General features: G+C 71.5%; 17 protein-coding genes and 1 tRNA gene. 3 read left to right on the top strand and 15 right to left on the bottom strand.

Annotated features, from left to right (window positions below):
- Positions 1–4 precede the first annotated feature (4 nt).
- The 5 genes from BJ975_RS01855 to BJ975_RS01835 are packed head-to-tail and all read right to left on the bottom strand — an operon-like array spanning position 5 to position 7,666.
- Positions 5–1,069: a glycosyltransferase family 2 protein gene (locus BJ975_RS01855; protein WP_179423090.1), complete on the bottom strand. Its 1,065-nt coding sequence runs from the start codon at positions 1,067–1,069 to the stop codon at positions 5–7.
- Positions 1,066–2,181: a DegT/DnrJ/EryC1/StrS family aminotransferase gene (locus BJ975_RS01850; protein ID WP_179423088.1), complete on the bottom strand. Its 1,116-nt coding sequence runs from the start codon at positions 2,179–2,181 to the stop codon at positions 1,066–1,068. Before BJ975_RS01850 ends, BJ975_RS01855 begins: the two co-directional genes overlap by 4 nt.
- Positions 2,178–2,642 (bottom strand): acyltransferase, encoded by a 465-nt coding sequence (locus tag BJ975_RS01845; RefSeq protein WP_179423086.1) that lies wholly within the window; start codon positions 2,640–2,642, stop codon positions 2,178–2,180. Before BJ975_RS01845 ends, BJ975_RS01850 begins: the two co-directional genes overlap by 4 nt.
- Positions 2,639–3,685, bottom strand: coding sequence for a hypothetical protein (locus BJ975_RS01840; RefSeq protein ID WP_179423084.1), 1,047 nt, complete (start codon positions 3,683–3,685; stop codon positions 2,639–2,641). Before BJ975_RS01840 ends, BJ975_RS01845 begins: the two co-directional genes overlap by 4 nt.
- A 3-nt stretch (positions 3,686–3,688) precedes the next feature.
- Positions 3,689–7,666 carry a beta-xylosidase family glycoside hydrolase gene (locus BJ975_RS01835; RefSeq protein ID WP_179423082.1) on the bottom strand — a complete coding sequence of 1,326 codons (3,978 nt, stop codon included), beginning with the start codon at positions 7,664–7,666 and terminating at the stop codon, positions 3,689–3,691.
- A 337-nt stretch (positions 7,667–8,003) separates the two neighbouring features.
- Between BJ975_RS01835 and BJ975_RS01830 the strand changes: the two genes are divergently transcribed.
- The gene (locus BJ975_RS01830) at positions 8,004–8,744 is read left to right on the top strand and encodes a hypothetical protein (RefSeq protein ID WP_179423080.1); all 741 of its coding nucleotides are present in this window, start codon (positions 8,004–8,006) and stop codon (positions 8,742–8,744) included.
- Positions 8,745–8,754: 10 nt separating this feature from the next.
- Here the strand turns inward: BJ975_RS01830 and pth are convergent, their stop codons facing one another.
- The 5 genes from pth to glmU all read right to left on the bottom strand — a co-directional run bounded on the left by pth (position 8,755) and on the right by glmU (position 12,947).
- Positions 8,755–9,321, bottom strand: coding sequence for an aminoacyl-tRNA hydrolase (pth, locus tag BJ975_RS01825; protein WP_179423078.1), 567 nt, complete (start codon positions 9,319–9,321; stop codon positions 8,755–8,757).
- Positions 9,321–9,974: a 50S ribosomal protein L25/general stress protein Ctc gene (locus BJ975_RS01820; RefSeq protein ID WP_179423076.1), complete on the bottom strand. Its 654-nt coding sequence runs from the start codon at positions 9,972–9,974 to the stop codon at positions 9,321–9,323. The genes pth and BJ975_RS01820 overlap by 1 nt, the downstream gene beginning before the upstream one ends.
- A 167-nt stretch (positions 9,975–10,141) precedes the next feature.
- On the bottom strand, positions 10,142–10,510 hold the full coding sequence (locus tag BJ975_RS01815) for a hypothetical protein (protein WP_179423074.1): 369 nt from the start codon (positions 10,508–10,510) through the stop codon (positions 10,142–10,144).
- A 24-nt stretch (positions 10,511–10,534) separates the two neighbouring features.
- On the bottom strand, positions 10,535–11,473 hold the full coding sequence (locus BJ975_RS01810) for a ribose-phosphate diphosphokinase (RefSeq protein WP_179427941.1): 939 nt from the start codon (positions 11,471–11,473) through the stop codon (positions 10,535–10,537).
- 22 nt (positions 11,474–11,495) lie between these two features.
- A complete protein-coding gene (gene glmU / locus BJ975_RS01805) occupies positions 11,496–12,947 on the bottom strand; it encodes a bifunctional UDP-N-acetylglucosamine diphosphorylase/glucosamine-1-phosphate N-acetyltransferase GlmU (protein WP_179423072.1) in 1,452 nt (483 codons plus the stop codon).
- A 132-nt stretch (positions 12,948–13,079) separates the two neighbouring features.
- Here glmU and BJ975_RS01800 point away from each other — a divergent pair, with 132 nt between their 5' ends.
- Positions 13,080–13,466 (top strand): PaaI family thioesterase, encoded by a 387-nt coding sequence (locus BJ975_RS01800; RefSeq protein ID WP_179423070.1) that lies wholly within the window; start codon positions 13,080–13,082, stop codon positions 13,464–13,466.
- 7 nt (positions 13,467–13,473) lie between these two features.
- Here BJ975_RS01800 and BJ975_RS01795 read toward each other — a convergent pair.
- Positions 13,474–13,555 (bottom strand) — tRNA-Gln (locus BJ975_RS01795).
- Positions 13,556–13,655: 100 nt separating this feature from the next.
- Here BJ975_RS01795 and BJ975_RS01790 point away from each other — a divergent pair.
- On the top strand, positions 13,656–14,141 hold the full coding sequence (locus BJ975_RS01790; RefSeq protein WP_223302974.1) for a MarR family winged helix-turn-helix transcriptional regulator: 486 nt from the start codon (positions 13,656–13,658) through the stop codon (positions 14,139–14,141).
- Positions 14,142–14,234: 93 nt separating this feature from the next.
- Here the strand turns inward: BJ975_RS01790 and BJ975_RS01785 are convergent, their stop codons facing one another.
- From BJ975_RS01785 to BJ975_RS01770, 4 genes are all read right to left on the bottom strand, one after another.
- Positions 14,235–16,001 (bottom strand): ABC-F family ATP-binding cassette domain-containing protein, encoded by a 1,767-nt coding sequence (locus tag BJ975_RS01785; protein WP_179423066.1) that lies wholly within the window; start codon positions 15,999–16,001, stop codon positions 14,235–14,237.
- Complete coding sequence (locus tag BJ975_RS01780; protein ID WP_317628223.1) at positions 16,001–16,906, bottom strand: 4-(cytidine 5'-diphospho)-2-C-methyl-D-erythritol kinase; 906 nt, start codon at positions 16,904–16,906, stop codon at positions 16,001–16,003. The genes BJ975_RS01785 and BJ975_RS01780 overlap by 1 nt, the downstream gene beginning before the upstream one ends.
- 508 nt (positions 16,907–17,414) lie before the next feature.
- A complete protein-coding gene (rsmA, locus tag BJ975_RS01775; RefSeq protein WP_223303072.1) occupies positions 17,415–18,311 on the bottom strand; it encodes a 16S rRNA (adenine(1518)-N(6)/adenine(1519)-N(6))-dimethyltransferase RsmA in 897 nt (298 codons plus the stop codon).
- Entirely contained in the window at positions 18,284–19,345 is a 1,062-nt protein-coding gene (locus BJ975_RS01770; protein WP_179423062.1) for a transglycosylase family protein, read from the bottom strand. Before BJ975_RS01770 ends, rsmA begins: the two co-directional genes overlap by 28 nt.
- Between the last annotated feature and the right edge of the window lie 115 nt (positions 19,346–19,460).

Here is a 19,460-nt window from a genome sequence, read left to right as displayed (position 1 = left end):
TCGCCTACCCGAAGTAGCGGTAGCGGTGCCAGCGCGGCCACCGCGATCGGACGGCCGCGGTGCGCACGGCCGCGCGGGCGTGGGCGGACAGGCCGTCGGGCGAGTGACCCTCGCGCAGCGCCTGGAGGTCGGCCCACTGGGCCCGCTCGACGACGTGGCGATCGATCCGGCGCGCGGTGTCGAAGGCCTCGTCGTACGCCTCGTCGGACAGCGGCGACTCCTGCGCGAGCAGCAGCGCGGTCAACAGCACCTCGTCGGCCAGCCGGCGCCGCACGTGCGGGTGGAGCCGCTCGGCCGCGTCGCGGTCGCCCCACGACGACAGGAAGCGGTCGTAGGCACGCCAGCGCTCCCACGCGTCGCGGGCGAGGCCGACCTGCATCGACATGCTGCTCGGGTGACGGCGGTAGTAGGCCTGGTCGACGCCGTTCACGTGCCCGACGTCGGCGACGGCGGCGATCTTGAGCCACATGAGCGCGTCGTGGGTGAACGGCAGGTCCTCGTCGTAGGGCCCCACCTCGTGCTGCACCGAGGTGCGCACGACCGCCTCGGGCGAGGCGATGTTGCTCCACGACCGGCGCAGCTGCATCCGGATCCAGTCGTCGCCGTCCCACGTGGTCCACGTGACGGCCGGCCGGGTGGGCCGGCGCACCGGGTCGGTGAGGAACTTCTGCGTCTTGCCGTAGACCAGGCCGATGCTCGGATGGGCCTCCATGAGCGCCGTGGCCCGCCCGAGCGCGCCGGGCGCCAGCTGGTCGTCGGACGAGATCAGGACGACGTAGTCAGAGTCGGCCTGCGAGACGCCCTTGTTGAACGTGGGGACGGCGCCGAGGTTGACCTCGTTGCGGATCAGCCGCACGTTGTCGTGCTCGGCCGCGAGCCGCTCGGCCACCTCGGCGGAGTCGTCGGTGGACTTGTCGTCGAGGATCGTGACCTGGGTGGTGACGTGCGGCTGGCGCACGATCGCCTCGACCGCGGCCGGCAGGTAGTGGCCGTAGTTGTAGCAGGGCACGACGACCTCGACGTGGGGCAGCCGCCCGGTGGTGGGACGGGTGGGCCAGCGCAGCTTCACGAAGCGTCCTCCTGCACGACCTTCGCGAGGGTCGTGACGACCTCGTCCTGGTCGGAAGCGGTCAGGTGCGGGTGCATGGGCAGCGAGAGTATCCGCCGGGCGGCCTCCTCGGCGACCGGGAACGAGCCGGGTCCGTGCCCGAGGTGGGCGTAGGCGTCGGTGAGGTGCACGGGCGTCGGGTAGTGGATCGCGGCGCCGATGCCCTCCTCGTGCAGGCGCGCCAGCACGCGGTCGCGGTCGTCGACCTGCACGACGTAGAGGTGCCAGACGTCCTCGTTGCCCGGCCGCACCCGTGGCGTGCGGACGCCTGGCACGTGGGCCAGCAGCTCGGTGTAGCGGGCGGCTGCGGCGCGGCGGGCCTCGTTCCACCGCTCGAGCCGACGCAGCTTCGCGCTCAGCACGACCGCGTGCACGGCGTCGAGGCGCGAGTTGATGCCGACCCGGTCGTGCACGTACTTGACCGTGCTGCCGTGGTTCGCGGTGCTGCGGACGACCTCGGCGACGGCCGCGTCGTGGGTGAGCACGCCCCCCGCGTCGCCGGCGGCACCGAGGTTCTTGCCGGGGTAGAAGCTGGTGGACGAGGCGTCGCCCAGGGCCCCGGCGACGCCCGCGGACGAGCGCGCGCCCTGCGCCTGGGCGGTGTCCTCGACGATCGCGAGGCCGTGGCGCTCGGCGATCGGCCGCAGCAGCTCGACGGGCGCGGTCTGGCCGAACAGGTGCACCGGCACGAGGGCGCGGGTGCGGTCGGTGATCGCGGCCTCGACGAGGTCGGGGTCGATCAGCAGGTACTCGGGGTCCGCGTCGACCAGCACCGGCACCGCGCCGATCCGCGCGACGGCACCCGCCGTGGCGACGAACGTGTTGGCCGGCAGCACCACCTCGTCGCCCGCCGCGACGCCCACGGCGCGCAGGGCGAGCTCGATCGCGTCGGTGCCGTTGGCCACGGCGACGCAGTGGTCGACGCCGACGTAGGCCGCGTACTCGCGCTCGAACGCCTCGATGTCGGGCCCGCCGATGAACTCCGACGAGGCGAACAGCTCCTGCCACCGGGGCAGGACCTCGTCGGCGATCTCGGCCTGCTGGGCGGCGAGGTCGAGGAAGGGCACTCTCATGGCTGCTCCGGCTTCTGCAGGACTCGGTTGGCGCCGACCACGACGGCGCCCGGCGCGACGTCGCGCGAGACGACGGCGCCGGAGCCGATCACGGCGTCGTCGCCGATGACCACCCCCGGGAGGATCGAGGCGTTCGAGCCGATCGCGACGCGGTCGCCGATCACCGGCGGCTCGCACGTCCACTCCGCGGCCCCGGCCTGCGGGTAGCGCGAGTTCGCGGTCATCACGCCGTGCCCGATGAACACGTCGTCGCCGACCCGCATGCCCTCGCACACCAGCGTGTGGGACTGGATGCGCACGTTCGAGCCGCAGACGACGTCGTTCTGAACCTCCACGAACGGACCGACGAAGCAGCGATCGCCGAACGTGGCCTCGTAGATGTTGACCTGCTCGGCCACGACGCAGTCGTCGCCGAACGTCGAGTCGCGGATGCCGAGGGACAGCCGCCGCGGCTCACTCACCTCATCTCTCGCAGGATCGCGTCGGAGGCCTCGAAGACGGCATCGATCTTGCCGCACAGCACGGAGAACAGACGGTCGTGCTGACGCACCTCGGTGACCCGGGAGTCGCCCATGTCGGTGGCCAGCTTCGTCTTGGCGGTGACCCACAGCTCCTTCTGGTCGTGCTCGATGTGCAGGTACTCCCCCACGTCCTGGGCGATGCGCGCGGCGACGTGCTCGCGCTCGGCGATCTCGTAGCGGTGGGGGTAGTCGGCCCGGAGCTCGTCGTGCGAGTCGTACCGGCGCATCGGGGTGTACGCGACCGAGGACAGCGTGTGGAGCCCCTCGTACGCCGGGTAGACCGACACGTAGTCGCCGTCCATGATCGTCACGGCCCTGGCGGGTGGCAGCGAGGTCTTCGCCAGCACGAGCGCCGCCAGCTCCCACTTGATGCGGAAGTGCTTGTCGGCGGGCAGGCCCATGTTGGGGTCGGTGTAGCTGGCGTTGATGACGTAGTCGAACGGCCCGAACTCGCGCGAGCCGCTGCGCAGGACTCCGGCGGCGGCGTCGACCTCGTCGATCGGCGTGTCCACGTGCAGCACGCCGTCGAACCGGTGCACCAGCCGCTCGCGCAACGCCTTCACGTCGATCGACTTCTCCAGCACCTTGACCAGCAGCCCGTAGTCGTCGGGCCGGCGCAGCAGGTCGCCGGTGATCGGCAGGACCTCGTACTTCAGGTGGAACGAGTTCATCACGGCGAGGTACTCCTCCACCGACACCAGTCCGTCGTGGTGCACCGCGTAGAGGTTCTCGTCGACGTCGCTGAGGAACTCGGAGTACTCGGCGGTGAAGCGGTCGAAGCCCATGATCGACTGGTAGATCGTGTAGCCCGAGCGCGGGTAGTGGAAGCCCATGTGCAGGCGGCACTGGTTGGTGGTGCCGGCGCCGACGAGCGGCGTGGGCTCCCGCTCGAAGATCTCGACCCGGACGTCGCCGAACCGTCGCTCGATCTGCTGCGCGATGTGGAATCCGAAGAATCCACCCCCGATGATCCCGACGCGCATCGCTCAGCCCGCCGTGGTCCGGCCGACGACGACGCGCTCGAACCGCGCCACGGGCGAGCCCGAGACGGCTCCCCCGGCGTTGAGTCCGATCCTCACGTTCGTCAGCGTACGACTGACGGTGCCCACCTCGCGCCAGTTTTGACCAGCATCCGTGGAGAACGAGCCCGTGATCACACCCGTGGCGGCGTTGCGCGTGAACCGCAGCTGCAGTGACGTGGCGGTCGTGCCCACGCGCTGCACCACCGGGGTGCCCGACCGCTCGTCGATGAGGGCCACCGTGTGCGCGCCCGCCGTGGAGTTGTAGGCACGGGTCAGCTCGACGTAGTTGTCGTCGTCGACGTAGAGCACGATCCCGCCGTGCTGGTAGTTCGCCGTCGGTGCGTAGCTCATCGTGGTGGTCACGCTCGTCCACGTCGCCGGCAGGTCGCGGAACACGGTGTTGGTCGTGTTGTTCATCGCCTGCCACAGGTCGCCCTGGCCCGTGGCCAGGCCCAGCCCGTTCGTCGCGTAGCTCGGCGCCGCCGTGGCGCTCTCGGTGTTGCGGACCGCGCCGGCCACCGTGCGGGCCGCGAAGTCCCAGCCCGCGGCCAGCAGGCCGGCGCGCGACGTCTGGTCGAGCACGTGCGTGTCCGTCGTCTCGGTCGGGGCCGTGGGCGTCGGCGTCGTGGGGGTGGGGGTCGGCGTCGTGGGGGACGGCGACGGCGTCGTCGGCGTCGGCGTCGCTGTCGGTGTCGGCGTGGTCGGCGACGGGGCCGGCTCGGTCGGTGCGACCGTGGCCGGCACCTGGATCGTGGCCTCGCGGAAGGTCGCGGTGATCTGCGCACCCGTCGCGCCGCCGGAGTTCAGCGCCAGCCGCGGAGCCGTGAAGCCGCGCGTGACGGTGCTGACCGTGCGCCACGTGGCTCCGGCGTCGCTCGAGAACGAGGACACGATCTGGTTCGTCGCCGCGTTGCGCTCGAACCGCAGCACGAGGTCCGTCGCGGTCACGCCCGAGACGGCCTGCGCCGCAGGGGTGCCCGAGGTCTCGTTGACCGCCATGACGATCTGTCCGCCGGCGGTGGAGTGGTACGACCGCGCGAGCTCGAGGTAGTTGTCGTCGTTGTCGTACAGCACGATCCCGGCGTGCTGGTAGTTCGCGGACGGCGCGTGGGTCAGCCGCACCCGGACCGAGGTCCAGTTGCTGGGCAGGTCGCGCAGGACCGTGTTGTCGGAGTTGTTCGACGTCGACCACAGGTCGCCCGACGTGGTCGGCAGGCCGAGGCCCTGCGCCGAGTACGTCGCCGTGGCGCCGCTGGTGCGCTCGGTGTCGCGCACGATCCCGGCGCCCGTGCGGGCGCGGAAGTCCCAGCCGTCCGCGATCATCGCGGCGCGGTTCGCGTAGCCGAGCGAGAACGTCCCGCCCGCGGGCGGCGTCGTGGTGGGCGGCGTCGTCGTCGGGCTGGTCGTGGGCTGGGTGGTCGGCGTCGTGGTGGGCTGCGTCGTCGGCTGGGTGGTCGGCTGCGTCGTCGGCGTCGTGGTGGGCGCGGTGGTCGGCTGGGTCGACTCGTCCGCCGCGACGACGACCTCGTCGTACAGCGCGGTGGGCTGCGAGGTGGTCTGCGCGTCGGCGCCCGTCAGCAGCGCGAGTCGCGAGAACGCCCGCGTCGAGCTCACCGAGCCGGCCGGGATCCACGAGGCCCCGCCCGTCGTGGAGTACGCCGCGGTGATCGTGTTGCCCGACCGGGTCAGCCGCAGGCGCAGGCTCGTCGCCGTGGCCGTCTGCGCCTGGACGATCTGCGCCGTGCCCCCGACCTCGTTGACCAGCGAGACCCGCTGGCCCACGTTGAAGCTGCGCGTCAGCAGCACGTAGTTGTCGTCGTCGTCGTACACGCCGATGCCCGCGGACTGGTAGTTCCGGGTGGGCGCGAACGACGGGACCGACAGCTCGACACGGCTCCACCCGGAGGGCAGGTCGCGCAGCAGCGAGTTCCGCGAGTTGTTCATCGACGACCAGATGTCGCCGGTGTCGACCGGCACTCGCAGGCCGGAGGCCGAGTACGAGACCACGGCGCCGGACGTGCGCTCGGTGTCGCGCACCGCGCCGGCCGCCGTCCTCGCCTTGAAGTCCCAGCCGTCGGCCAGCAGCGCCGCGCGGTCGGGGTAGTTCAGGAGGTAGCTCTTCTCGCCCTTGGGCGTGATGGTGAGCGACACCGGGACGATGACCGGGCTGCCCGCCGCGCCGGACGCGTGCAGCTTGACCGAGCCGGAGTATGTGCCCGCCGCCAGGGAGCCCGGGTTCGCGCGCACCGTGACGCTGCCGTCGCCGGTGCCCGACTCGGGCGTGACCGAGAGCCACGAGGCGCCCGAGACGACCTCGGCACCCCAGGTCAGCGTGCCCGCGCCGGAGTTCGTGACGGCGAGCGTCTTCTCCTTCACCGCCCCGTCCTGGGCCGACGTGAAGGACAGCGCGGTGTCGTCGACCTCGAGGATCGGCGGCACCGTCTCGGACTTGAGGATCTTGACGGCCTGCTTCGACGTGGTGACCGCCGAGGAGAAGTAGAGGGTGGAGGTGTCGCCCTCGGTGCGGATGCGGAACGGCACCGTCGCGCCGGCCACCCGGACGCCCGAGACGTGCGGCACGCCCGTGACGTCGACGGTGAACGTGAGGGCGTCGCGCGACTTCACGAACGCCTCGGCATCACGCTGCGGGACGGCAGGCAGGGGCAGCCGGCGGATCGTGAAGTCGAGGGCGTCCTGGCCGTCGACGACGTCGTCGATCACCGTGCGGTTGCGCTGGTGGATGTACTTCACGACCGTGCCGATGGGCGCCGACCAGACGTCCTTCGTGGCGGCGTAGGCGATCGCGCCGTCGTCGTTGGTCATGTCGTGCAGGACGAGGTTGGCCCACTTGCCCTGGCTCTGGGCGTCGTCGACGATCGTCTTCAGGTCGGCCGGGGGCACGGGCGCGTGCTCGTGGGAGTTGAAGCTCTTGAGGTCCATGAAGTCGACGGGCGTCGTGTCCTCGAGCGCGTTCCAGTTGTAGCCGCGCGCGGACAGGAAGTAGTCGGCGGCGGTGACCCCGTACTCGATGTTGCGGAAGCCACACGGCCACACGAGGCTCTGGACCTCGTCGGCCGAGCCCGTGGCCTGCGCGACGGCCGAGATGCTGCCCGTCATGTGCGAGATCAGGCTCGTGCGGCTCACCAGCGTGCACAGGTGGTAGAGCAGGTGCGAGCCCAGCTCCATGCCGTCGGCGTACATCTGCGGGTAGCTCGCGGGAGGCGTGCTGCCGTTCATGACGAAGGTGCCCTTGGTCCCGGCGGCCTTCAGCTCGGCGTAGCCCGAGTCGTACGAGTCGTCGGTGGAGGAGCTGAACGCACCGCGGTGACCGTCCTTCCAGGTGGAGATGCCCACCGGGCCGGACGGGTTCACCACGACGCGCACGTCGACGGTCTGGCTCTGGTCGACGCCGGGCGCGTCGTCGCGGACGGTGACCTGGGCGGAGTGGACGCCTACGGACAGCTCGTCGCAGTCGGCCGTGACGGTCAGCTGCGCGGGGCTCGGGCCCGACGTGGCGGACAGCGAGATCCATGACGCGTCGGCGGAGGCGGTCCACGGCAGGTCGTCACCGTTCCAGGTGACGACCGAGACGGCCTGTCCCCCGGTGCACGGCCGGCCGGCGCGGGTGCCGAAGGCGATCTGCGAGGGCGAGGTGTCCAGCACCGAGCGGCTGTAGTCGGGCTGCGTGGCGGCCTGGACGGTGGGGGCGCTCGTGGTGGGCGCGGTGGTCGGGGCGCTCGTGGGAGCGGAGGTGGGCGCGCTGGTCGCGGCGCTCGTGGGAGCCGGGGACGGCTCGCTCGTCGGCGCGGGCTCGGAGGCGCTCGGCGTCGGCGTGGGGTCGGTGGTTTCGGCGGACGCCGGAGCGCCCAGGGCCGAGGCCAGCACGGCCAGCGTCGCGAGGATCGTCGCGGTCCGCCGGCCCGGGGGGTTGAGATGAAGCATCACGCCGTCCTTCACAGATGGCCTCTGCACTCCCGCCTGTTGCGACGCATGAGACCCGAATCTCCACACTGATGTCGCGGTGCGTTCGTGAACCTTCGAGACCGCGAGCACCCCCCGTGTCTCGGAGCCTAACGACCGGAACGCCGGGGTTTTGTCGGCTTTCCCAATGTTGTGACCAGTGCGACTGATGTGGTGTGTGACGTCATCGTCATCACCCGCGGAGAGGCACCATCGGGCCTCCTTGATACGTCCAGCGAGTCCCTGCCGTATCACGAGTGCCCACCCATATCTGGCATATCAGTGGTCACGCGAGTCACACGTGCCCCATACTTTGAGGGTGAACACGAAGACGCTGGGCCTCGGCTCGCTGGTGGCGCTCGTGGCGACGGCCGTCGTCACGGCCGGTGCGATCACGTCCGCTCGCGCCAGCGCGCCCGCTCCCCGCGCGGCCACGGCCGCCACCACCGCCAAGGTGAAGATCGTCAACCCGACCCAGCGCGTGGTGGGGTGGGCCGGCTCGGTCCGCGTCGTCCCGCAGGTCAAGCGCGCCCGAGGCGTCAAGCTGCTCTCGAAGCGCATCACCGTGTCCCGCAGCGGCAAGCGCCTCCACACGAACCGCAGCGCCGTGCGCCTGCGCCCCGGCACCTACCGTGCCGTCATCACCGTGAAGTCCCGCTCGAAGGGGCGCACCGCCACGACGCGCCGCGCGATGCGCCTCGTCGTGCGCCAGAACGCCTGCGCGACCGCCCCCGACATTCGCGCCCTGAGGATCGACGCGGCGTTCTCACCCTCGGTCCGCGGCACGTCGCTCGCGCAGACCCAGCGACTGATGCGCTCCCCCGGCACGCTCGAGCGCGTCAACGTCTCGCAGGTGCTGCAGCACTCCGCGCGGCTGTCGCGCCTCTACTCCGACCCGAACGTCATGGCCCAGGCGAACGCCGAGCTCGGCCCGCTGCGGCGGCTGGCGGCGAAGGGCGTGACCTCGGTGCAGGAGCGCGAGTTCGCGGCCTGCGGCATCGCGACCCGCTTCGTCGGCGTCTTCGCCGACGGCGAGCTGGTCCAGCTCAAGACCATCTGACGCGGCGGCGTCAGGAGTTGAAGGCGCTCTGCGTCTTCTCCAGGCCGACGGAGATCAGGCTCTCGACCGCGTCGGCGGCCTCCTGCGTGACGATGTCGACCTCGGTGCGCTCGACCTTCGCGAACGGCTTGAGCACGAAGTCGTGCACGGGCTGCTGGCCGGGCGGGCGCCCGATGCCGAACCGCACGCGCAGGAAGTCGCCCGTGCCGATCGACTGACGGATCGACTTCAACCCGTTGTGCCCGTTGTCGCCGCCGCCGGACTTGCAGCGCAGCGAGCCCAGCGGCAGGTCGAGCTCGTCGTGGATGACGATCAGCCGGTCGGGCGTGACGTCGTAGTACTTCATCAGCGCGGAGACCGCCCCGCCGCTCTCGTTCATGTAGGCGCGAGAGCGGCCCAGGACCGTGCGCTCGCTCGCGAGCAGGCCCGAGACGATGTCGGCGCGCGCCGCCTTCAGAGACGAGAACCGGCCGCCCATGCGGGCGGCCAGCTCATCGGTCACGTGGTACCCGACGTTGTGCCGGGTGGCGGCATAGGACGGGCCGGGGTTCCCCAGCCCGACGACCAGCCAGGTCATCAGCTCTCGGTGGACTCCGGCTCGGCGGCCTGCTCCTCGGCGGGCGCCTCGGGCTGGTCGTGCTCGATGCCGGCCTCGGCCTCGGCGTCCTCGAGCTCGGCCTCGACCTCGGCCGCGGTGGGCGCGTGGGTCAGGTTGAGGATGAGCAGGTCCTCCTCGACCGCCAGGGCCGCACCCCGGGGCAGGTCGAGGTCGGAGGCGAGCACCTGCGCGCCGACCTGCAGGCCCTCGACCGAGACCTCGATCTCGGACGGGATGTGCGTGGCCTCGACCTCGAGGGCGACCGTGGCGTTCTCGGTGACCAGCAGGACGCCGGCCTCGGGCTCGCCCACGACGGTGATCGCGACGTCGACGGTGACCTTCTCGCCACGCTTGACGATGAGCAGGTCGACGTGCTCGATGAAGCCCTTGAGCGGGTCGCGCTGGACCTGCTTCGGGATGGCGAGGTGGTTGTCCGAGCCCAGGTCGATCGCGAGCAGCGCGTTCGGGGTCTTGAGCGCGAGCATCGTGTCGTGGCCGGGCAGGGTCACGTGGATCGGGTCGGTGCCGTGTCCGTAGAGGACGGCGGGGATCTTGTCGTCACGTCGGATGCGGCGCGCGGCACCCTTGCCGAACTCGGTGCGCTGCTCGGCGGAAAGCTTGATCTCGGCCACGGGGATTCTCTCCTTGGAGGGTTCAGTCTGAAGTCTGGGGCTCGGCGCTCGACACAGCACTCCTGTGGAGCGCCCTGTCGATCACGGTCCGGTGGACCCTCGCCGAGGCAACCCCACGAGTCTAACCCACCCGTGCGGGCGAGCCGAAATCGGCCGCGAGGAGCGACTCAGGCCCAGCAGCGGGTCAGCACGAGGTGGGTGGCGAGCGCCATCAGCGCCGAGACGGCGACCGAGAGGATGCCCAGCGTGCTCACGGTGAGGACGCCGCTCAGCAGCACGACGCCGGAGGCGACCATGATCGCGACGACCACCGGCTCGCTCACGCGGCCCTCGAGCCAGCCGACCGCGAGCCGGGCCAGCACGACGATCACCGCGGCGGCCAGGGCGAGCGCCACGACCAGCACCGCGAGCGGCAGCAGCAGGTTCGTGGTGAGGTCGCCGGCCGAAAGAGCCAGCAGCAGCGTGCCCGCGACGCCGATCGCGGCGTACAGCAGCGCCAGCTGCGCCGCGGCGCGCACGACCGACCCGGTGGTCACGCCGTCCTCACTCCGGGACTCGCCTCACTCGGAGAAGAGGCTCGTGACCGAGCCGTCCTCGAACACCGCCGAGACGGCCTGCGCCAGCAGCGGGGCGATCGACAGGACGGTGAGCTTGTCGAACTGACGGTCCTCCGACAGCGGCAGCGTGTTGGTGACGATGACCTCGGTGGCGACCGAGTTCTTCAGCTTGTCGACGGCCTCGCCCGAGAACACGGCGTGCGTGGCGGCGATGACGACCTCGGCCGCGCCGTCGTTCATGAGGGCCTCGGCGGCCTGGCAGATCGTGCCGCCGGTGTCGATGAGGTCGTCGACCAGGATGCACGTGCGGCCGGCGACCTCGCCGACGACCCGGTTGGCCTTGGTGACGTTGGCCTGCGAGATGTCGCGGGTCTTGTGGATGAACGCCAGCGGGGCGTTGTCGAACTGGCGGGCCCACTGCTCGGCGACCTTGATCCGGCCGGCGTCGGGCGAGACCACCGCGAGCGGCTTGTTGCCGTAGCGCTTGCGCACCTGACGCGTCAGGATCGGCATGGCCAGGAGGTGGTCGACGGGGCCGTCGAAGAAGCCCTGGATCTGCGCGGTGTGCAGGTCGACCGTCATGAGGCGGTCGGCGCCGGCGGCAAGGAAGAGGTCGGCCATGAGGCGGGCGCTGATGGGCTCGCGACCGAGGTGCTTCTTGTCCTGGCGGGCGTAGCCGTAGAACGGCAGGACCACGGTGATGCGCTTGGCCGAGGCGCGCTTGAGCGCGTCGATCATGATGAGCTGCTCCATGATCGCCTCGTTGATGGGCGCGGCGTGGCTCTGGATCACGAAGGCGTCACAGCCGCGCACCGACTCCTCGAAGCGCACGTAGATCTCGCCGTTGGCGAAGTCGTAGGCCGTGGTGGGCACGCAGTCCACCTCGAGCAGCTCGGCGACCTCCTGGGCGAGGATCGGGTGCGCGCGGCCCGAGAACAACATGAGGTTGCTCGTGGGCGTGCGCTTACTGAGGCTCTTGTTGGTGGCCACCGCTGGTCTCCTGCGTGGTCTGGTCCGCGGCGTGCGCGGAAGGCGTACCCGGTCGCCGGCTCGCGACCCACCCCTCGATTGTCCTCTGTCCCGACGCGGGGACGGCCAGCGCCCCCGGCGCCACGTCCTCGCGGACGACCGTTCCCGCGCCCGTGTGAGCGCCGTCACCGAGGCTCACGGGCGCGACGAACACGTTGTGGCACCCGGTCTTGACGTGCGTGCCGATCGTGGTGCGGTGCTTGCTCACCCCGTCGTAGTTGGCGGTGATCGCGCCGGCTCCCAGGTTGGTGCCCTCCCCCACCTCGGCGTCGCCGATGTAGGACAGGTGCGGCACCTTCGCGCCGGGGCCGATGTGGCTGTTCTTGACCTCGACGAACGTGCCGACCTTCGAGCCGGTGTCGAGGACCGCGCCGGGGCGCAGGTAGGCGAACGGGCCGACGGTGGCGCCCGGGCCGACCACGGCATCCGACCCGTGCGTGCGGACGACCGAGGCGTCGTCGCCGACCTCGACGTCGCGCAGCGTGGTGTCGGGCCCGATCGTGACGCCCTCGCCGATCGTGGTGGCGCCCAGCAGCTGGGTGCCCGGAAGGATCGTGGTGTCGCGGCCGATCGTGACAGCGCTGTCGATCCACGTGGTCTCGGGGTCGACGATCGTGACGCCCTCGGCGAGCCAGCGATTGACCGTGCGGCGATTGAGCTCCCGACCGAGGCGCACCAGCTGGCGGCGGTCGTTGACGCCCTCGGTCTGCCAGACGTCCTCGAGGACGTGGGCGCCGACGGGCAGTCCCTCGGTGACGGCCTGGCCGACGATGTCGGTGAGGTACAGCTCGGCCTGCGCGTTGTCGGTGCTCAGGGCCCGCACGGCGCGGTCGAGGAACGGGCCGTCGACGACGAGGATGCCGCTGTTGACCTCGCGGGTCGCGCGCTCCTCGTCCGTGCAGTCCTTGTGCTCGCGGATCGCGGTGACCGCGCCCGAGGCGTCGCGCAGGATCCGTCCGTAGCCGGCGGGGTCCTCGGGCTCCGAGGTGAGGATCGTGACGGCGTGGCCGTGCGCGCGGTGCTCGTCGACGAGGCCGCGCAGCGTCTCGGCGGACAGCAGCGGCACGTCGGCGTAGGTGACCAGGTAGGTCGCGGAGGTCGAGCCGGCGGCGTCCAGCGCGACGCGGACGGCGTCGCCGGTGCCGCGCTGCTCGATCTGGACGGCGATCGTGGCGGAGGGGTCGAGCCGCGTGACGGCCGCCTCGACCTGCTCGCGGTCGTGGCCGACGACGGTGACGACGTGATCGATCCCGGCGGTCCGCACGGCGTCGAGCGCGTGGCCCAGCATGGGGCGCCCGGCGATCTCGTGCAGCACCTTCGCTCGGCGCGACTTCATCCGGGTCCCGGCACCAGCTGCCAGGACGATCGCGGTGACCTGCTCGCTCACATCACTCCTCGGTTCGACGACCTTCCGAGTGTAGGTGTCCCCCGGCCGGGCGTCCCAGCCGAGACCGGCGTTGCGGCGTCGAGCAGCCGAGGGTCCGGCCGTCATGGGTCGCGCAGTCGTTAGGGTGACGCCATGACCGCCGTGGGAGACCCTGGACCCTTCGCGTCGCATCTGGGCTTCCGGGTGGTACGCGCCGATGCCGAGGGCGCCGTCGTCGAGGCGACACCCGGGCCCGATCACGTGAACGGCGGCGGCATCCTGCACGGCGGGTACCTCAACGCCCTCCTCGACAGCGCCACCGGGTGGGCAGTGCACGCGACCGGGGCCGGCGTCGTCGCCCCGCACGTCCAGCTCAGCACCCAGTTCGTCCGTGCCGGCGCACCGGGCAGGCCGCTCGTCTGTGTGGCGACCTGCATCAGCGCCGGCGGGCGGATCGCGATGACGGAGGGGGAGATCACCCAGGATGGACGGGTGATCGCCCGCGCGACCGGCACGCATGCCGTCATCGCACGGGGCTGAGGGGCGCTGGCTCCCCGGGTAGGAGTCGAACCTACGTCGCTTGTCCTGATTCAAAGTCAGGCGGGCCCTGCCGGCAGACCAACCGGGGATCGGTGGCCTCAGGCTACCGGAGCCGGCTCGTGCGCCCGGCCGCTGCGGCGCACGGCAACTATCTCTACGTCAAGATTCTTGATGGACTACCGTGACGGTATGGACGAGGTCGACGAGATCGTCGCGGCGTGGCGCCGTGAGCGCCCCGATGTCGAGGTGTCCCCGCTCGAGGTCTTCAGCCGCCTGATGCGATTGGCCAAGCACCTCGAGCGGCTCCGCAAGCAGGCGTTCACCGCGCACGAGCTCGACGTGTGGGAGTGGGACGTGCTGTCCGCGCTGCGCCGCTCGGGCGAGCCCTACGAGCTCTCCCCCGGCCACCTCGTCGCCGCCACGATGGTCACGAGCGGCACGATGACCAACCGCGTCGACCGGCTCGTCCAGCGCGGTCTCGTGCAGCGCCGGCCCGCCCCGTCGGATCGACGCGGCGTGCTCGTGCGGCTCACCCCCGAGGGCCGCCAGCGCGTCGACGGCGCCCTCGACACCCTCATCGGGCTGGAGTCGGCGATCCTCGAGGATCTCCCCTCGACCGAGCGCGACCACGTCGCCCAGGCCCTGCGCACCCTCACGAGCCACTTCAACGGCTGACCTGACCGCGCCGCCCCCTCCCCCACTTTTGGAACGGCTTGCACCGTTCCCGGGCGCGAGAGGGTTCAACGCGCTCCAGAAGTGGAGGGTGCGTCAGGACTCGAGGGCGGCGGATGCCTCGAGCCAGGCCTCCTCGGTGGCCTCGAGCTCCTCGGCCAGCGGGCGGCGCTCGGCGTCGAGCTCCATGAGGCGCGCGGGCTGCGTGGCGGCGTCGACCATCGCGCGGTCGAGGTCGGCGATCCGCTCGGTGAGCCGCTCGATCTGGCGCTCCATCCGCGCCACGTCCTTCTTCAGCTGGCGCTCGTCCTGCCCGCCACGCGAGCCCTGCGCGCGCGGCGCGGGCGCGGCGACGGCCGCCGGCTCCGCGTCCGCGGCGGCACGCAGCCGGAGGTACTCGTCGACGCCTCCCGGGAGGTGGCGCAGGTGCGAGTCGAGCACCGCGAACTGGTGGTCGGTGACGCGCTCGAGCAGGTACCGGTCGTGCGACACGACCAGCAGCGTGCCCGGCCACGTGTCGAGGAGGTCCTCGATCGCGGCCAGCATGTCGGTGTCCATGTCGTTCGTCGGCTCGTCGAGGATCAGCACGTTCGGCTCGTCGAGCAGGATCAGCATGAGCTGCAGCCGGCGCCGCTGGCCGCCCGAGAGGTCCCGGACCGGCGTGGACAGCTGGGCCGAGGTGAAGCCGAGCCGCTCGAGCAGCTGGCCGGGCGTCATCTCCTTGCCCTCGGCGACGTACGAGGTGCGCTTGCGCGCGACGACCTCGCTGACGCGGTCGTCCGCCACGGCGTCGAGGTCGGCGAGGTGCTGGGTGAGCGCCGCGATCTTCACGGTCTTGCCGCGCTTGACGCGGCCGGTGGTGGGCAGGACCTCGCCGGTCACCAGCCCGAGCAGGGTGCTCTTGCCCGCACCGTTCGGGCCGAGGATGCCCGCCCGCTCGCCCGGACCGATCCGCCACTCGACGTCGCGCAGCACGGGCTGGCCGTCGTAGGCGACCGAGACGTCGAGGATGTCGACGACGTCCTTGCCCAGGCGCGCGGTGGCCAGCTTCGCCAGCGAGACCGCGTCGCGCACGGGAGGCTCCCGCGCGATCAGCTCGTTCGCGGCGTCGATGCGGAACTTGGGCTTCGAGGTGCGCGCGGGGGCGCCGCGCCGCAGCCACGCCAGCTCCTTGCGCATGAGGTTCTGGCGCCGCTCCTCCGAGGCCGCGGCCTGCCGGTCGCGCTCGACGCGCTGCAGCACGTAGGCCGCGTAGCCGCCCTCGTAGGCGTCGACGCGCGCGTCGTGGACCTCCCACGTGAGCGTGCAGACCTCGTCGAGGAACCAGCGATCGTGGGTGACGACGAGGAGCGCCTCGGTGCGGCGCTTCACGTGCTCGGCCAGCCACGTGACGCCCTCGAGGTCGAGGTGGTTGGTGGGCTCGTCGAGCACCAGCAGGTCCCAGCGCTGCACGAGCGTGCGGGCCAGCGCGACGCGGCGCCGCTGACCGCCGCTCAGCGTGCCGACGAGCGCCCGGTGCTCGACGTCGCCCATGAGGCCGGCGAGTACGTCGCGGACGCCCGCGTCGGACGCCCACTCGTGCTCGGGGCGGTCGCCGACGACCGAGGTGATCGCGGTGAGCGACGGGTCGAGGACGTCGTCCTGCTCGACCACCCCGACGCGCAGGTCGCGCCGCCACGTGACGCGACCGGAGTCGGGCTCGAAGCGCTTGGCCAGGATCCGCAGCAGCGTGGACTTGCCGTCGCCGTTGCGACCGACGACGCCGATGCGGTCGCCGTCGCCGACGCCCACGGTGACGTCGGACAGGACCGTGCCGGACGGGAACGACTGGCCGATGCGCTCGGCGACGACGAGGGGCGGCATCAGACGAGCCGCGCGCCCGACACGGGGCCGCGGGACTGCAGGACGTCGGCCGCCGCTCCCGTGCTGGCCAGCGCCATCGCGAGGTCGAGCGCGTGCTGGTCAGAGGCGGCCAGGAAGGCGGTGGTGGGGCCCGAGCCGGAGATGATCGCGCCGAGGGCGCCGGCCTCCAGGCCGACCTCGAGCGTGTCGGCGAGCTCGGGACGCAGGGACAGGGACGCGTCGGTCAGGTCGTTCGAGAGGGCCTGGCCGAGGGCGTGCGCGTCGCCGGCGCGCAGCGCGTTGAGCAGCGCGTCGGGGACCTCGGGCTCCTCCGGGGCGTCGGGGGTGATGCGGTCGAACTCGGCGTAGACGGCCGCCGTGGACAGTCCTTCGGGCGCGGTGGCGAAGACCCAGTGGTAGCTGCCGCGGGCCAGCACGGGGCTCACGGTCTCGCCGCGCCCACCGCCGATCGCGTTGCCGCCGTGGAGGAGGAACGGAACGTCGCTGCCCAGCTCGGCCGCCAGCGGCTCGAGGTCGGCGCGGCCGAGACCGCCGCCCCACAGCTCGTTGCAGCCGACGAGCGCGGCGGCCGCGTCGGCCGAGCCGCCGGCCATGCCGCCCGCGACGGGGATGAGCTTGCGGATCGCGATGTCCGCGCCGAGGGTCTCGTCGCCGAGGCGCTTCCGCAGCAGCTTCGCCGCCCGGACCGCGATGTTGTCGTCGCCGTCGGGCACCTGCGACCCCTCGGGGAGGTCCAGCTCGGTGTGCACCGCGACCGCCAGCTCGCCGTCCTCGCGCGAGGAGATGCGCAGCTCGTCGTGCAGGTCGACGGCCTGGTAGACGGTGGCGAGCGGGTGGAACCCGTCGGCGCGCACACGGCCGACACCCAGGCACAGATTGATCTTGGCCGGCACTCGCACGGTCACCCTCGTCACCACGCCCACCAACCTAACGGGCGCCGCCGGGTGCGGCTTCCCCGGTGACGGCGGCTGGCCGTCCCGGCCACCAGATGTGTAGCGCTGACCACCCTTTTTCGGCGTCAACCCTCCGAAAACGGTGGATACCGCTACAGATCTCGCGGACCGGAGGTCCGAGGGGGCCGTCAGGCGCCCGGCCGCCTCGGCCGACGGGTGGCCTGGCGCTGTCCATGCGTCTTTCGCCTCGACCCACCGCCGACGGTGGTGGCCGCTACAGAAAGCACGGACCAGGAGCACCCGGCTTCCGCTCACCGGCAGCTGGCCGCCCGCGTCCACCAGATGCGTAGCGCTGTCCACCGCTTTTCGTCCTCAATCCTCGAAAAGCGGCGGATACCGCTACAGATCTCGCGGACCGGAGGTCCGATCAGCGGCGCCCGGCGGCTGGCCGTCCGGCCACGAGATTCGTAGCGCTGTCCACCCTTTTCAGGCCGAAACCACGCTAAAACGGTGGATACCGCTACAGATCTCGGGCGCCGAGGGCGTCGGCGATGGCGGCGAACTGCTCGACCGTGAGCTGCTCGCCGCGGGTGCGGGGGTCGATGCCGGCGGCGACGAGGGCGCGCTCGGCGGCCTCGCCGCTGCCCGCGTAGCCCGAGAGGGCGGCGCGGAGGGTCTTGCGACGCTGGGCGAACGCGGCGTCGACGACGGCGAAGACCGTCCTGCGGTCGCCCACCGGCGGGTCGCGGCGCACCAGCGAGACCAACGCGGAGTCCACGTTGGGCGCGGGCCAGAAGACGTTGCGGCCGATGTTGCCGGCGAGCCGGACGTCGGCGTACCAGGCCGCCTTCACGCTCGGGATGCCGTAGGTGCGCGAGCCGGGACCCGCGGCCAGACGGTGCGCGACCTCGGCCTGCACCATCACCAGCACCGACCGCAGCGACGGGAACTGCTCGAGGAAGTGCAGCAGCACCGGCACCGAGACGTTGTACGGCAGGTTCGCCACGAGCGCGGTGGGCTCGGGGCCGGGGAGCTCGCGCACGTGCATCGCGTCGGCGAGCACGAGGTCGAACCGGTCGGCGGCGCCGGGCGCGAACTCGGCGATCGTGGCGGGCAGCCGGCCCGCGAGGACCTCGTCGATCTCGACCGCCGTGACGTGCCGCGACCGGTCGAGCAGGGCCAGGGTCAACGAGCCCAGGCCCGGCCCGATCTCGACCACGGCGTCGTCAGGACCGACGCCCGACACGTCGACGATGCGCCGCACCGTGTTCGCGTCGATGACGAAGTTCTGCCCCTTCTGCTTCGTGGGGCGAACGCCGGCCTCGGCGGCCAGCCGACGGATGTCGGCGGCGCCGAGGAGGCGGACGGAGCCGGAGGCCCCGGACTCGCTCAGTTGACGCCCACCTTGGCCGCGCAGGACCACTGGCCCCAGCCGGAGCGCTTCTGCAGGATCTCGGCGTACTTGATCTGCGTCGCCTTGCTGTGCTGGTGCGGGAGCCCGGGGCCACCGACGCTGCGCCAGGTGGCGGCCGAGAACTGCAGGCCGCCGTAGTAGCCGTTGCCGGTGTTGATGCTCCAGTTGCCGCCCGACTCGCACTTGGCGATGCGGTCCCAGACGCCACCGTCGATCGTGTTCGGGTCCTTCGTGCCGCGCTTCTGCACCTCGGCGATCGGCGGGCGGACCGTGCTGCGCGAGATGACGCGACGCTCACGGATCTCGCCGTCGGCCAGGATCAGCTCGACCTTGGCGCGGTCGACGCCGTCGCGGCCCTCCTTGAGGACCTCGGTGTCGCCGGTGAACAGCGACGAGTCGTCGGTGTAGGTGACCTTGTGGTCGACCTCGATCTTCTCGGTGCGGGTGACCTTCTCGATCCGCACGACGCGCAGGGCCTGCTTCGGCTTCAGGTAGGAGCCGAGACCGGGCTTGACCTCGTCGAGCTCGCCGACCTTCACGCCGCGCTGCTGCAGGAGTGCCTGCACGGTGGGGGCTGCGGTGACGAAGCGCTGCTTCTTGCCGTCGACCTTGAGCGTGACGGGCTTGGGGTTGCTCACCACGACGCTGTTGCCGTCGAGGCCGAGGCGCTCGTCGGGGGCCATCGAGAACGTGGCACCCTCCTTCGGCTTCACGCCGAGGGTGTCGAGCGCGCTGGCGACGTCGACGTCGTGCACGGTGTTCTGGGTGATCCTGCCGTCGACGACGAGCGTGACGGCCTTCTCGCGACGGACCTTGACGACGTCACCGTCGTCGATGTCGGTGCCGACGGCGGGGCTGACCTGGTCGGCGGCCGCGAGCGTGACGTTCTTCTCGGCGAGCAGGTCGCCGACGGTCTCGCTCTCGGTGCGGACCTCGGTGACGACGCCGTCGACGTCGAAGCGCACGAGGTCGTCGTAGGTCGATGCGTGGACGACGCCTCCGACGGCGACCGCCAGACCGAGGGCGACCAGGCCCATGGTGACGGTGTTCCGGGGCGTGATTTCAGGCAACAAACGGGGCACGAACTACCTCAGGGTTGGAGATACAACCTTTCCACCATGCGTGCTGGTGGCCGGGATTTCAAATCCTGTG

Origin of the sequence: Aeromicrobium tamlense, assembly GCF_013408555.1 — a bacterium.
Taxonomy (GTDB): domain Bacteria; phylum Actinomycetota; class Actinomycetes; order Propionibacteriales; family Nocardioidaceae; genus Aeromicrobium; species Aeromicrobium tamlense.
The sequence above is the reverse complement of the archived record's forward strand: the minus strand, read 5'-3'. Positions and strand labels throughout refer to the sequence as shown.